Consider the following 12071-nt stretch of genomic DNA (forward strand, 5'->3'; position numbering starts at 1 on the left):
TGCTTTTGGCATTATGCTAAAAGCTTTGGCGGGTACGCCCTTCACCCTTGCGGGCGATGCTATCGAGGTATTTTCATGTGTCTGACTTGTCCAAGATATTTGAAATGTATCGCGTAAATGTACCACATAAGCTCTGTGAGCTGGCACGTACTTGTCAAATACAGGCTTTTCGACAATTCCTTGCTCAATTTTGACAAACCAAGGCATTTTTTTATTTGGGATTTTTTATTTTCGATCTTATGATTGGGAATGAGTCAGCGGGCAAGTGGGCCATCACGCCAATGCTCTATGTTCCATGTTCTAGCATCCTTTCTTGACTGCGATACTATCCTATGAATCCATTAAAACAGCGATTTTTCATTGCTTTGGTGCCACCTCTGGAGATTCAACAGCAGATTACTCAGATTAAAGAGTATTTTGCGGAAAACTACAACAGCCGCCACGCTTTGCAGTCGCCACCGCACATCACGCTGCAACCTCCTTTTGAATGGGCTGTGGCGGATGTTCCCAAATTGGAGGAATGTTTGAAGGGGTTTGCTGCTGGGCGCTTACCAATTCCGATTACTCTCTCCGGTTTTGCTGCTTTTGCGCCCCGCGTCATTTATGTTGATGTTGTCAAGTCGCCGGCATTGCTGGAACTTCAAACAGATTTGATGAGTTATGTTGGGGAAAATTTGGGAATTGTCGATCGCGTTTCTCAGACTCGCTCTTTTGTACCGCATATGACTGTGGCGTTTAGCGATTTAACTAAGCCAAATTTTGATGCTGCTTGGTTGGAGTTCAAAGGGCGATCGATCTTGTTTGAGTTTACTGCTTCGGAGTTGATTTTATTAGTTCATGATGGTAGTCAGTGGAATGTTGCTACTGAGTTTTTATTTTCGGGGAGTTAGATTTAGGTCGATCGCACTTTAGGATAGCTGTGCTGGGAGCATCCCGATTTTGCATAGGCGAAGCATGACCGCAGACAATTTATTAGCGATAGACAGAGATTTACAGCGGTCATGCTTCGCCCCTACGAGTATATTTGCAAAACACAGATGCACCCGCTGTGCTTCAGGTACTTTGGGAAGATAAGGGCGATCGGCTCACTGCTGAAAAAAGACAAGTTGCGATCGCCTAACTGATGACTTAAAATAGAAGAGACATAGAGCTGCGTGGTCAAAATGGACAGAATCTCCGTCAACCCTCAAATTCACTTCGGTAAGCCTTGCATAGTGGGTACGCGCATTACTGTACAGAGCGTTCTCGAATTACTAAATGAAGGGCTTTCTTTTGCAGAGATTATCCAAGATTACTATCCCGATTTGGAAATGGATGATATTCGGGCGTGCTTGCGTTATGCGATCGCACTGGTGGCGGCGGAAGATGTGTATTTGGCATTAGCTTAAATTATGAAGTTTCTGATAGACCAAGATGTGTATGCTGTTACTATAAAGTTTTTGATTGACACAGGACATGATGTAATTGTTGTCGCTGAAATGGGTTTAGCGCAAGCAATTGATGAAGAAATACTGAGAGTAGCCCAAGCAGAGAATCGCATCCTGGTTACGCGAGACAGAGATTACGGAAATCTTGTTTTTGTGAGGGCGATCGGAACAGGTGTGATTTACCTTCGAGTCTTACCTAAAATGGTGAATGAAGTTCACAAAGAACTTGCGAAAGTTATAGAAAATTACTCTGAAGTAGAACTGAAAGGGGCATTTGTGGTTGTAGAACCTGATGGATATCGGTTCAGAAAACCGCTTATATAGTGAGTTAATTAGTTGGGTGTTGGAAAGGAAAGGGCGATCGCACTTTGGGAAGATAAGGGCGATCGCAATGCAGGGAAAATCAGGGCGATCGCTTTTCCAGAACTTTAAATTTAGATATAATAGAGAACAAGCAAAAACTCTTACAACCAAGTCTATGTTTACTTATAGCAATGTATTGAATCAAGTTAAAAGCCTCACGATTGCAGACCAACTGCGGTTATTAGAAGACTTGAAAAAGATGATTCAGTTACGGGAAGAAGTTGCCGAAGATGATGAAGTAATTTCAGCAGAAGAAATAGCAGAGAGCGAGGCTGGTTGGCAAGATTACCAAGCTGGTCGCGATCGGGGGATATCCTCCCAAGAAATCAAATTTAAGCTATTTGGAGAAAAAAATTGACTGACTATATTCTCCTGAAAGCAGCAGAACGTGAAAGCAATGAAGCTACGAACGAATTATTGAAAATTCCCGGTTTTCTACAAGCATTTAATAAAGCCCGAACTGATGTAGCAGCAAGTAAGGTAACGACCGTTGAGCAACTCAAACGAAAATACTGATGATGAGGCTCAAAGTAGTGTTACAATAATCAACTAAGTAAAAGTGTAAGTTAAGATAGCCTATGTTGACTATTGAACAGATAGAAAATGCGATTCTCCAACTTCCGCCCAACAAGATTGGAGAGTTGTTAGAGTGGTTTCTAAATTTGGATTACCAACGATGGGATGTTCAGTTAGATCGAGATATTGCTGAGGGTAAACTGGATGCTTTAGCAGCAGAGGCGATCGCAGATTTTGAGAGTGGTAATTATCGAGCAATTTAATGCACTATACTACTCGAAAGTTTTGGGATTGTTACAATGCTTTGTCATCAAATGTACAAGCTACAGCAGATCAATGTTATGAGTTGCTGAAGGCAGATCCGTCTCATCCTTGATATGACAGTTGAGCAACTGCGGGACTTGATTCGGCATACCGTTGAACAGTGCTTAGAAGAATATTTTGGCGATCCTGATGCAGGTTTAGAAGTTAAGGAAGAAGTCAAGCTGAAATTGTTAGCGTCAATGAAGCGGAAACAAGCAGGAGAAAATAGCATCGAACCTGGGGAAGTCTATCAAAAAATTGGTCTAAAATCGTAATGAGTTATTCGGTTGAGTTGACAGCAGAAGCTAAATAACTAAAATTGAAGTTATCCTAAAAAGTAGAGTAAAGGAAAAAATCCATGAGTACAGAGCGTTGGGATGATGATAAGCTAGATCGTCTGGCTAGCATGGTAGAAAGTAACGCCCGCGTCATTCAAGCTTTAGCTAATGTGGCAGCCGAAGCAAGGGAAGAACGGCAGCAGTTATTTCAAAGGATGGATCAACAGCAAGCAAATATGGCACAGCAACAAACAATTATTGTCCAACAACAAGAAGAGATTCGCGGACTCCAAACTGAGAATCGTCGCATTCTGGACATCCTCCTCAATCAGCCCGATCGGGGAGATAATCCAACGGCTTAACTAAATAAGAAAGTAGGGGCGATCGCACTTTAGGAAGATAAGGGCGATCGTACTTCCCTAGCTCCTAAATTGCTATAATGACAATTAGCCAAAAAATCTCAACATAAAACCTATGTCTACTTATAGCGAGGTACTGAGTCAGGCTCAAAGTCTCACTCCTGACGAGCAACAGCAGCTTTTAGAGGTATTGTCAGCATTGATGCGTGATCGCCTAACAACCCAAACTCAGGGTAGCAGTGAAAGATTGCCGAGGAAAAATCTAAAGAGATGGCGAGGTTTTTTGCCTAAACGTGTGGATGCTTTGGAATTCCAGTTGCAACTTAGAGCAGAATGGGATGATTAATAAATATCTTCTCGATACCAACATCCTGATTTACTACTTCAATGATGGGCCAGAAGTTCAGTCTATATTTGATGAGATTGAAGCTGGAGATGCAGAGGCATTTTATTGTCCAATTAGTTGGGTGGAGTTACTTTGTTACCCGGCATTGACAGAAGAACAAGCGAATGAGATGCGAGAATTTTTGAGGCTTCTTAAGTGCGTATCATTGACAGAATCAGTTTTAGATAGTGCAGCCCAAATTCGCCGAGATTATCGCTTAAAATTAGGTGATGGTGTAATTGCAGCCTGTGCTTTAGTTGAGGGATGTGTTTTGGTGACTCGGAATGCTAAGGATTTTAAGCGCGTTAATGGGTTAACTATATTGAATCCATTTGATTAGGTAAAAAAGGGGCGATCGCGCTTTGGGAAGATAAGGGCGATCGCACTTTGGGAAGAAAAGGGGCGAGGCAGTCATCAAGAGCTATAATAATAAAAATAGAGAATAGTGGATATTAGCTATGCAGCAAATATTTGAGGCTATATTGAAGGGAAACCTTTTAGAATGGGCTAATGAGGTTCCAAAACAGGGCGATCGCCCTGTCAGAGTTTACGTTACTTTACAAGAAGAGCGATCGACCTTAAGTGCGGAGTTCCGCCGTCAGAGAATAGTTGAAATATTGGAAAAGATTGCAGCAAGTAATGTCTTTGCTGAGATTAGCGATCCGGTGGAATGGCAGCGAGAGTTACGTCAAGATCGTCCACTTCCAGGTAGGGATGAATAATGCTGCTTGACAGTAATATTATTATCTACGCTTCTCAACCAGAACACGGGCAGATTAGGCAGTTTATTCGCGAACATGACATAGTTGTATCGGCAATAAGTTACGTTGAAGTGCTGGGTTATCATAGACTGACTGAAGAAAATAGATTGTACTTTGAGGAATTTTTTGGAGTGGTGGAGGTTCTACCGATTTCTAACGCTGTACTCGATCGCGCAGTGCTGTTACGACAGATGAGGAGAATGACACTAGGGGATGCTATTATTGTGGCAACAGCTTTGGTGTATGGCAAAACTTTAGTGACAAGAAATATAGGGGATTTTCGGTGGATTGCTGAACTCACACTGATTAACCCGTTTGAGGCTTAAGAAAGATGGGCGATCGCACTTTGGGAAGATAAGGGCGATTCCCTGCGCGATAGCTGCGCTTCAGGCATTTCCATCGCTCCTAAATTGCTATAATGACAATCAGCCCAAAAATCTTAATGCAGAGTCTATGTCTACTTACAGCACGGTACTGACTCAGGTTTTAAAACTTGCACCAGATGAGCAAATGCGACTCATCTCTGAATTGTTTGCACATATTCGTCAACGAGTGATTCCTAAGCCCAAGCGCAGTATTTTAGAATTAGAAGGGTTGGGTAAGGAAATTTGGCATGGGATTGATGCTCAAGAATATGTGGATCGGGAACGAAATTCATGGAATGGATAGCTCAGTTACAGGGAAAAGTCGTCGGATTAGACACCGCGCCTTTGATTTACTTTATGGAGCAAAATCCAAAATATCTAGAGATGATGCTGCTTTTCTTTAGATCGTTTAATCGCGGTGATTTTAGGATAGTGACATCAACAGTAACGCTGGTAGAAGTGCTAGTTCATCCCCTGCGACAGGGAAACACAATCTTGGCTCAAGAATATCGTGAAATATTGATGAATCAAGAAAGTTTAACTGTTGTTGAATTAACTCCAGATATTGCTGAAACAGCGGCACAACTGAGAGCAACTTACAATTTGCGATCGCCCGATTCTATTCAAATGGCTACAGCTATCCGTGAGGGTGCTTCATTTTTCTTGACAAATGATGCGCGGTTGCCTTCTTTGCCGGGGTTAACGGTTTTAGTGTTGGAGAATTTGAGAAGTTGAGGGAGTATTTTTGGATGGGAAAAGAAGGGCGATCGTACTTTGGGGAAGATAAGGGCGATCGTACTTTGGGGAAGATAAGGGCGATCGGTTTTTAACTATCTTATCCTAATTTAATCAGCATCATACTTACATAGCCATGCTGCTATGAGCGTTCCTGCTATTCCACCTACTGAAAAACCTATGGTTAGTGGAGCGTTTAAAAGTCCGGCAACAGTAATTCCAATTCCCGCAGCAGCTCCTCCAGACTGAAGAACTGCATCTACAAATTTTCTTCTAATAATTTGTTTTTGATTTTTATTAAGATTAACTCGATTTGTTATATGTTCGGTTAACATAGCTAGGAGAGCAACAGTCCCTTCTTTAGATACTCGATCTACTATAGCTGTAAAAAGATTTCCCAGCCATTCTTTACCGTCAGGTGTAGTTTTGCGTTTATTGTCTATTGCAACTACTGGAATCTGACCGGGCATATTACCATCACCTATTACGTCTGCTATGGTTTGTAGAATGATTTGTTTTTTTATTCGCAATTGCTCTTGGTATTCCCAGGGTTCAATGTTATTTGCAAAAGTAAAAACAATAACAGCATATTGCCAAACTATAGGTCCCAAAGCGTATGAAATAATTTTGATTGCTCGTAGATCGTTTTCCGATCTTGTTTCATCTAGTCTGCTAACATACAACATAGAGTCAGGAGTACGAACTTTGGAACGGATTAGGTCTATGTATGCTTCATCATTTCCACTTCCATCACACAGACCCGGAGTGTCAAAGACAGTAGCTTTAACCCCATTTATCTCAAAATCAAATCCAACAACATCTGCTGTTTCCGCCTTATAGCGATTAACTTTAGATACTTCTTTGCCCACCAATGAGTTGACAGTGCTAGATTTCCCCCATCCTGTACGACCCACTACAAAAAATACCAATGGTTTCTTTTTAGTATTCGCCAACATTCTTTCAAGAGCTTGAATGAAATTTATGCCTATTGTGTCAGTCATGATACTTTTTTAATTTATTAGGAAAGTTAAGGATTACGTGGCGTAGAGCAACTGCGGTCATTAAGGTATATTTTATAACCAAACCTAAGCGCAGTCAGTTGGCAACATCGGGACTTTTCCCAGACCACCCGATCGCAAATGTCGGAATCATGTCGGAAATGTCGGAACCTTGTCGGAAATGTCGGAAAGATCGGATATAATACGACAAATCGCACCACACGACTGACCTATGGAAATCGCAGAAGTCTTAAAACTCGCGGACGAACTAATCTTCGCGAAGACGGGAGAACATATAGACTATCTGCAAAAAGCTATCCTGGAAGGGACATTCCAAGGTCGGACATACCCAGAAATTGCTGAAGCGACTCATTCCAGTGAAGGCCATACCAGAGATATCGGTTCGGAATTATGGCAAATATTTTCAGAGGGATTGGGAGAAGATATTACTAAAAGAAATTTTAGAGCAATATTAGAAAAAGCGAAATTTGATAACTTTTCATCAGCCATCGGTAGAGTAGGTAGAGATTATGTAGCGATTAACAACCTCAATATTTGTCAAGAAAGGGCGAGAAGTCCAACAGAACCCCAAAACCCCCAACAAACTCCCAAACAACTCCACATAGACTTAGGCGACGCACCCGAAATATTCACCTTTTTCGATCGCACTTCCGAACTCTCCACCCTCGAAAACTGGATAACGCGCGATCGCACACGCTTAATCGCACTCCTCGGAATCAGCGGCATCGGCAAAACAACCCTCTCCCTGGGCCTGATCGATCGCATCAAAACCCAATTCGATTACGTCATCTATCGCAGCCTCCGCTTTTCCCCAACCCTAGACGCAACCCTCACCAACCTGCTGCAAATCTTCTCCCAAACATCAGAAACTCCCCAAAACATCGAAACCAAAATTTCCCAAATCCTCGATTACCTGCGAAAATACCGATGTCTGATTGTCCTCGATGACGTGCAAATGCTTTTTAGCAGCCGACAACTCGCAGGACAATATAAAACTGGATATGAAGATTATCAGTTATTTTTTAAACTAATTGCCGAAGTTTGTCATCAAAGTTGTTTGATATTGAATAGTTGGGAAAAACCCAGAGAAATTGCCAGATTATCAAAAGAGGATCGTCCCGTGCGATGTTTTGAATTGGGAAGTTTGGGAGAAGCTGCTAAAGAGATTCTGAAATCGCACAAGTTAGCCGATGAGGAAACATGGTCAACTTTGATTGACATTTATCAAGGCAATCCCCTATGGTTGGAGTTGACTGCAACGCTGATTCGAGAGTTATTTGGGGGGAGAGTTTCGGAGTTTTTGCAGTGCGAAATGCCGATTTTAGATGAAGGGTTGCAATTTCAATTATCTCAACCTTTTGGGCGTTTGACTGCGGCAGAGTTGGCGGTGATGGTTCACCTGGCTAATCAAGCTGAACCTGTTGCTGTGTCTCATTTTTTTAACCAAATACCGTTTTCGCCGTCTGAAATAGTTAATGCAGTGCGATCGCTTGGAAGTCGGTTTTTATTGGATGTTGTAGAAGAGGAAAAGATAATTTTGTTTAGTTTGAATCCTGTGTTGAAACAGTATGTTATCTCTATGTCTATATAACCGGATTTTTTTTAACCACAGAGGGCGCAGAGAACGCAGAGAGCGATGTCGCACCATCGAATAGATATTACCTGTAGGGGCGGGTTTTACAGATAATATTTGAGTCGGACAAACAATCTAGATAAACCCGCCCCTACAGCGATTTGTCGTTGGGGGGGCGGGTTTTTGAGGTTGGTCGATTTTTATCATTGATTTGTCGTTGGGGGGGGCTGGTTTTACAGATATTATTTGAGGCTAATAAATAATCTTAATCAACCCGCTCCGACTATCCTAATTGAATGGCTATTTCCCCAACCAACTTATCAATCTCCGCCTCAGTGGTAAAATAGTGAACGCAAGCCCGCACGCAATCGGGATTCAGAATTGTCCGCACCATAATTCCCTGTTTTTCCAACAAATCAACAAGCTTTTTGTGCGGCATCCCATTAGTTAATCGAAACGAAACTAAACCCGCTTCTGGTGCAGATGTTCGCAAACATTCTACATGACTCAACTCTGATAAACCCTCCCAGAGATACTTACTCAAACGGCAGATTTCTGCATACCTTTCTTCAACTGTACCCCATTCGTCTTGCAGGGCGATCGCACTTCGCAATCCCGCATATAAAGGATAAGCCGAAGTCGCAATTTCGTAACGTTGAGCCCCCGGTTTTAAGCCAATAGGCTTAGCATTAGCATCCGTGACAATTCCCCGCCAACCGATAAACACCGGATGCAAATCTGCCAAAGCATCCGCACTCACATAAAGTCCTCCCAAACCTTCCGGGCCGCACCACCATTTATGACCAGTAAAAGCATAAAAATCAACCCCCGAATCAATCAAATTCAAAGGTAAAACCCCCACAGATTGAGCCGCATCAACTAACACTCTAACTTTGTGATTCTCCACAGACAAATCTTCTTGTCCCCCCCCTTGCCAAGGGGGGGTTAGGGGGGGTTCATTCAATACTTGTCCCCCCCCTTGCCAAGGGGGGGTTAGGGGGGGTTCATTCAATACTTGTTCCCCCCCTTGACAAGGGGGGGCTAGGGGGGGTTCATAACCTTGATGACACACTTTCACAATCTCAGTCAGAGGCAAAACTTGGCCAGTATTCCACAAAATATGACTGATTACCAACAAACGAGTATTCGGCTGCAAATAATTAGCAATTACCGCCACCGCATCCCCCTCATTCAAAGTAGCCGCCAAGGGACAAACCGAAACCTCTATGTTGAAACGGCGCTGCAATTCCATTACACTAGCTACAATGCCCGGATGTTCGCAGTCAGAGAGCAATAAATGGTCGCCCGGATGCCAATCAATGCCCCATAGAGCAATATTGCAGCCGACGGTGACATCTTCAGTCAGGGCGATCGTTTCAGGAGGGACACCTAACTCCGAGGCGATCGCCCGCCGCGTCAGCATCGCCTCCTGAACCACCCAAGCACCGATTTCCCCCGAAAACGGCCCCCCAACCTGCACCCGTTTGTATGCCCCATAAATCGCCTCTAAAGCAGGCTCAGGCAACGGTCCTTGTCCGCCGTAGTTAAAATAAGCTTTATTGGCCAAAGCTGGAAACTGTTGTCGGTGTTTGTTTTTTGTCATTTTTGCTGCGGAATTAATTGATAGCGTTAATATTACATAAATGTCGATCGTCAAAAATCTCTCTCAAAAAAGCTTCTTCCCTCTTCCCTCTTCCTTCTGCTAACACTAATAAATGTTAATAACTGACAAACTGCTACTTTCCTATCAGCGATGCAATCTCCGAGCATTTTTAGACACTTGCGGAGACTGGAAACAACAAGATCCACCAAGCGATTTTCTGCTAAAATTGATGCGTGACAGCGCCACATACCAGCAGGAAACTTTAGAATCTGAGAGTTACCAACAACCATCTTATCCTAGAGGGGATTGGGCGGCTGGGGCGGCGGCTACTTTAAGTTTAATGCAGCAAGGAGTCGATCGCATTTATCGAGGGGTCCTGTACCAAGGTGAACTAGGCAAAACCAACGGTGAAACAGATTCTCTCTTAGAAATTGAGCGTCAATATTTGCCAGACATCGGCGAAATTCCCGAAACTCCAGTTCATCTTTCCTCCTCAATCCTGCACTCTTCCGAAATCAACCTCGTCAGCCGCCCGCATTTATTAATCAAACAGCCGGGTACTTCCAAATTTGGCGATTGGAGTTATGCGACGGCAGATATTTGGCTCAGCAAGCGACCAAAACTAGACTATCAAATTATTGCCGCTTTTCACGCACAAGTGTTAGCTTCTGTCCAGGGAACTATGCCAGAAAAGGCGTGGTTAATGCTGCGAACAAAAGGACTTTGGGCGGTGAATCTCCACCAGCGAATGCCTCAGATGTTTGAGATGTTGGATGAGTGCATTAAAATGTTAGAAAGTAAGGCGAAACCAGAAGTTTTTATTTCCCGCCAAAAGTGCACTCTTTGCACTTGGTATAGCACTTGTCATGAGGAAGCCACATCTATTAAACACCTGTCGCTATTGCCGGGAGTTACGGCTAAGCGATATGCTACCCTAAAAGTTCTCGGATTGACAGATTTAGAATCTTTGGCTAATGCTAATTCCGATTTATTGGCGAGTTATCCTGAGTTTGTCGCGGGAGTAGCTGTCGATGTGGTGCAGCAAGCGCGATCGACTTTTTTGAATCAGCCATTTGTGCGAGATGAACCGCCCCCTACACCCCTCAAGGAAATAAGAATAACCTCCCCCTATTCCACCCAAGAGGGGAAGAAGAACCCCCCCCTACCCCCCCCAAGGGGGGAAGAAGAAGCCCCCCCCAGGGGGGAAGAAGAAGCCCCCCCTTGGGGGGCAAAAGAAGCCCCCCCTTGGGGGGCAAAAGAAGCCCCCCCTTGGGGGGCAAAAGAAGCCCCCCCTTGGGGGGCAAAAGAAGCCCCCCCTTGGGGGGCAAAAGAAGCCTCCCCTTGGGGGGCAAAAGAAGCCTCCCCTTGGGGGGCAAAAGAAGCCTCCCCTTGGGGGGCAAAAGAAGCCTCCCCTTGGGGGGCAAAAGAAGCCTCCCCTTGGGGGGCAAAAGAAGCCTCCCCTTGGGGGGAAGAAGGAAGTGAGAATTATGCCGCAGATAGCCAATCTGAAATAGTACCCGATATTGCAGACAATATTTTGAATAACCTCGCCATTGAGCAACTCAAAAATAGTGGAAGTCTAGAAACTGGTTTTTTTTACCAAAATAATTCGTTGCAGCCCGCAAATTCGGTAAAAAACCCGGTTTCTTTGCTCGAAGTCGATAAATCATCTAGGCAAAATAAACAGGCTAAACTTTCTGTACCTGCGCCGATTCTCCGCAAAAAACCAATTCCTTATTCCCAATCGGTGTTTTTGCCGATCGCACCGATAGAACTCTATTTCGATATTGAAGCAGAACCAGAATTAAATCTAGATTACCTCCACGGAGTTTTAGTCCTTGATAGGTACAATAAAACCGAAAAATACTACCCGTTTTTGGCGGAAAGTGCGGCAGAAGAAAGATTAGCCTGGGAACAATTTTTAGAATTAATGTGGAGTTATCCCATAGCGCCAATTTTTCACTTCTGCGACTACGAAATTAAGACTTTTAAGCGATTAGCTAAACTTTACAACACGCCAGTTTATCTATGGAAACCTGTGCTGAAACGCTTTGTGGATATCCATAAATATGTAACCCAAAAGGCGATTATGCCGGTGGAAAGTTATGCGCTTAAACCCATCGCCCGTTGGCTGGGTTTTGAGTGGCGAGATGCTAAGGCTAATGGTGCTCAGTGTGTCTGTTGGTACGAGGAATGGTTGCAAACTGGCGATCGCTCTCTCTTGGAGGCGATCGTCCGCTACAATGAGGATGATTGTCGTGCTACTTATGTGGTTAAGGATTGGTTGACCAATTTTTTGCTAAATCATGAACCTTGAATTTATGATTTAACGAACCGCGAAGACGCGAAGGGCGCGAAGGAAGAAAGGGAAGAAGATAGGTAAT

18 protein-coding genes and 1 pseudogene are annotated in these 12071 nt (G+C 43.7%); 16 read left to right on the forward strand and 3 right to left on the reverse strand.

The annotated features are described in order from the left end of the window. Window positions 1-207, reverse strand: a pseudogene (locus ACBR23_RS19390) (hypothetical protein); the annotation flags it as partial. Window positions 208-332: 125 nt separating this feature from the next. On the opposite strand from ACBR23_RS19390, the gene ACBR23_RS19395 reads away from it, so the two are divergent. From ACBR23_RS19395 to ACBR23_RS19460, 14 genes are all read left to right on the forward strand, one after another. After that, window positions 333-890 (forward strand): 2'-5' RNA ligase family protein, encoded by a 558-nt coding sequence (locus tag ACBR23_RS19395; protein WP_371118066.1) that lies wholly within the window; start codon window positions 333-335, stop codon window positions 888-890. 273 nt (window positions 891-1163) lie between these two features. Continuing rightward, the gene (locus tag ACBR23_RS19400; RefSeq protein ID WP_371118065.1) at window positions 1164-1388 is read left to right on the forward strand and encodes a DUF433 domain-containing protein; all 225 of its coding nucleotides are present in this window, start codon (window positions 1164-1166) and stop codon (window positions 1386-1388) included. A 3-nt stretch (window positions 1389-1391) separates the two neighbouring features. Further along, window positions 1392-1751, forward strand: coding sequence for a DUF5615 family PIN-like protein (locus ACBR23_RS19405; RefSeq protein ID WP_371118064.1), 360 nt, complete (start codon window positions 1392-1394; stop codon window positions 1749-1751). Beyond that, window positions 1720-2148, forward strand: coding sequence for an addiction module protein (locus tag ACBR23_RS19410; protein WP_341739643.1), 429 nt, complete (start codon window positions 1720-1722; stop codon window positions 2146-2148). The genes ACBR23_RS19405 and ACBR23_RS19410 overlap by 32 nt, the downstream gene beginning before the upstream one ends. After that, window positions 2145-2306, forward strand: coding sequence for a hypothetical protein (locus ACBR23_RS19415; protein WP_341739644.1), 162 nt, complete (start codon window positions 2145-2147; stop codon window positions 2304-2306). Before ACBR23_RS19410 ends, ACBR23_RS19415 begins: the two co-directional genes overlap by 4 nt. 62 nt (window positions 2307-2368) lie before the next feature. Continuing rightward, window positions 2369-2569: a hypothetical protein gene (locus ACBR23_RS19420; RefSeq protein ID WP_340521594.1), complete on the forward strand. Its 201-nt coding sequence runs from the start codon at window positions 2369-2371 to the stop codon at window positions 2567-2569. Window positions 2570-2683: 114 nt separating this feature from the next. Further along, on the forward strand, window positions 2684-2884 hold the full coding sequence (locus tag ACBR23_RS19425; RefSeq protein ID WP_371118063.1) for a hypothetical protein: 201 nt from the start codon (window positions 2684-2686) through the stop codon (window positions 2882-2884). An 83-nt stretch (window positions 2885-2967) separates the two neighbouring features. Beyond that, window positions 2968-3249, forward strand: coding sequence for a hypothetical protein (locus ACBR23_RS19430; RefSeq protein ID WP_341739646.1), 282 nt, complete (start codon window positions 2968-2970; stop codon window positions 3247-3249). A 112-nt stretch (window positions 3250-3361) separates the two neighbouring features. Beyond that, the gene (locus ACBR23_RS19435; RefSeq protein ID WP_371118062.1) at window positions 3362-3592 is read left to right on the forward strand and encodes a hypothetical protein; all 231 of its coding nucleotides are present in this window, start codon (window positions 3362-3364) and stop codon (window positions 3590-3592) included. Then, window positions 3585-3971 carry a type II toxin-antitoxin system VapC family toxin gene (locus tag ACBR23_RS19440; protein ID WP_341739648.1) on the forward strand — a complete coding sequence of 129 codons (387 nt, stop codon included), beginning with the start codon at window positions 3585-3587 and terminating at the stop codon, window positions 3969-3971. Before ACBR23_RS19435 ends, ACBR23_RS19440 begins: the two co-directional genes overlap by 8 nt. Before the next feature lie 118 nt (window positions 3972-4089). Next, the gene (locus ACBR23_RS19445) at window positions 4090-4353 is read left to right on the forward strand and encodes a hypothetical protein (protein ID WP_106331681.1); all 264 of its coding nucleotides are present in this window, start codon (window positions 4090-4092) and stop codon (window positions 4351-4353) included. Next, the gene (locus ACBR23_RS19450; protein WP_371120989.1) at window positions 4353-4718 is read left to right on the forward strand and encodes a type II toxin-antitoxin system VapC family toxin; all 366 of its coding nucleotides are present in this window, start codon (window positions 4353-4355) and stop codon (window positions 4716-4718) included. Before ACBR23_RS19445 ends, ACBR23_RS19450 begins: the two co-directional genes overlap by 1 nt. A 127-nt stretch (window positions 4719-4845) precedes the next feature. Continuing rightward, complete coding sequence (locus ACBR23_RS19455; RefSeq protein WP_371120988.1) at window positions 4846-5061, forward strand: hypothetical protein; 216 nt, start codon at window positions 4846-4848, stop codon at window positions 5059-5061. Beyond that, on the forward strand, window positions 5049-5492 hold the full coding sequence (locus tag ACBR23_RS19460) for a type II toxin-antitoxin system VapC family toxin (RefSeq protein WP_371120987.1): 444 nt from the start codon (window positions 5049-5051) through the stop codon (window positions 5490-5492). Before ACBR23_RS19455 ends, ACBR23_RS19460 begins: the two co-directional genes overlap by 13 nt. A gap of 110 nt (window positions 5493-5602) precedes the next feature. Here the strand turns inward: ACBR23_RS19460 and ACBR23_RS19465 are convergent, their stop codons facing one another. After that, window positions 5603-6493: a GTPase gene (locus tag ACBR23_RS19465; protein WP_341739654.1), complete on the reverse strand. Its 891-nt coding sequence runs from the start codon at window positions 6491-6493 to the stop codon at window positions 5603-5605. Between the two features lie 229 nt (window positions 6494-6722). Between ACBR23_RS19465 and ACBR23_RS19470 the strand changes: the two genes are divergently transcribed. Continuing rightward, window positions 6723-8102: an ATP-binding protein gene (locus tag ACBR23_RS19470; RefSeq protein ID WP_371120986.1), complete on the forward strand. Its 1380-nt coding sequence runs from the start codon at window positions 6723-6725 to the stop codon at window positions 8100-8102. A 265-nt stretch (window positions 8103-8367) separates the two neighbouring features. Here the strand turns inward: ACBR23_RS19470 and ACBR23_RS19475 are convergent, their stop codons facing one another. Beyond that, window positions 8368-9687 carry an aminotransferase class V-fold PLP-dependent enzyme gene (locus ACBR23_RS19475; RefSeq protein ID WP_371120985.1) on the reverse strand — a complete coding sequence of 440 codons (1320 nt, stop codon included), beginning with the start codon at window positions 9685-9687 and terminating at the stop codon, window positions 8368-8370. Window positions 9688-9799: 112 nt separating this feature from the next. Here ACBR23_RS19475 and ACBR23_RS19480 point away from each other — a divergent pair, with 112 nt between their 5' ends. Further along, window positions 9800-12004, forward strand: a complete 2205-nt coding sequence (locus ACBR23_RS19480; RefSeq protein WP_371120984.1) for a TM0106 family RecB-like putative nuclease — start codon at window positions 9800-9802, stop codon at window positions 12002-12004. The last annotated feature ends 67 nt before the right edge of the window (window positions 12005-12071 follow it).

Origin of the sequence: Microcoleus sp., assembly GCF_041354475.1 — a bacterium.
Lineage (GTDB): Bacteria > Cyanobacteriota > Cyanobacteriia > Cyanobacteriales > Microcoleaceae > Microcoleus.

Excerpts from the sequence above, each read along its gene's own strand:
- ACBR23_RS19395 (WP_371118066.1), top strand. The coding sequence starts at position 333 with ATGAATCCATTAAAACAGCGATTTTTCATTGCTTTGGTGCCACCTCTG.
- ACBR23_RS19400 (WP_371118065.1), top strand. The coding sequence starts at position 1,164 with ATGGACAGAATCTCCGTCAACCCTCAAATTCACTTCGGTAAGCCTTGC.
- ACBR23_RS19405 (WP_371118064.1), top strand. The coding sequence starts at position 1,392 with ATGAAGTTTCTGATAGACCAAGATGTGTATGCTGTTACTATAAAGTTT.
- ACBR23_RS19410 (WP_341739643.1), top strand. The coding sequence starts at position 1,720 with ATGGATATCGGTTCAGAAAACCGCTTATATAGTGAGTTAATTAGTTGG.
- ACBR23_RS19420 (WP_340521594.1), top strand. The coding sequence starts at position 2,369 with ATGTTGACTATTGAACAGATAGAAAATGCGATTCTCCAACTTCCGCCC.
- ACBR23_RS19425 (WP_371118063.1), top strand. The coding sequence starts at position 2,684 with ATGACAGTTGAGCAACTGCGGGACTTGATTCGGCATACCGTTGAACAG.
- ACBR23_RS19430 (WP_341739646.1), top strand. The coding sequence starts at position 2,968 with ATGAGTACAGAGCGTTGGGATGATGATAAGCTAGATCGTCTGGCTAGC.
- ACBR23_RS19435 (WP_371118062.1), top strand. The coding sequence starts at position 3,362 with ATGTCTACTTATAGCGAGGTACTGAGTCAGGCTCAAAGTCTCACTCCT.
- ACBR23_RS19440 (WP_341739648.1), top strand. The coding sequence starts at position 3,585 with ATGATTAATAAATATCTTCTCGATACCAACATCCTGATTTACTACTTC.
- ACBR23_RS19445 (WP_106331681.1), top strand. The coding sequence starts at position 4,090 with ATGCAGCAAATATTTGAGGCTATATTGAAGGGAAACCTTTTAGAATGG.
- ACBR23_RS19450 (WP_371120989.1), top strand. The coding sequence starts at position 4,353 with ATGCTGCTTGACAGTAATATTATTATCTACGCTTCTCAACCAGAACAC.
- ACBR23_RS19455 (WP_371120988.1), top strand. The coding sequence starts at position 4,846 with ATGTCTACTTACAGCACGGTACTGACTCAGGTTTTAAAACTTGCACCA.
- ACBR23_RS19460 (WP_371120987.1), top strand. The coding sequence starts at position 5,049 with ATGGAATGGATAGCTCAGTTACAGGGAAAAGTCGTCGGATTAGACACC.
- ACBR23_RS19465 (WP_341739654.1), bottom strand. The coding sequence starts at position 6,493 with ATGACTGACACAATAGGCATAAATTTCATTCAAGCTCTTGAAAGAATG.
- ACBR23_RS19470 (WP_371120986.1), top strand. The coding sequence starts at position 6,723 with ATGGAAATCGCAGAAGTCTTAAAACTCGCGGACGAACTAATCTTCGCG.
- ACBR23_RS19475 (WP_371120985.1), bottom strand. The coding sequence starts at position 9,687 with ATGACAAAAAACAAACACCGACAACAGTTTCCAGCTTTGGCCAATAAA.
- ACBR23_RS19480 (WP_371120984.1), top strand. The coding sequence starts at position 9,800 with ATGTTAATAACTGACAAACTGCTACTTTCCTATCAGCGATGCAATCTC.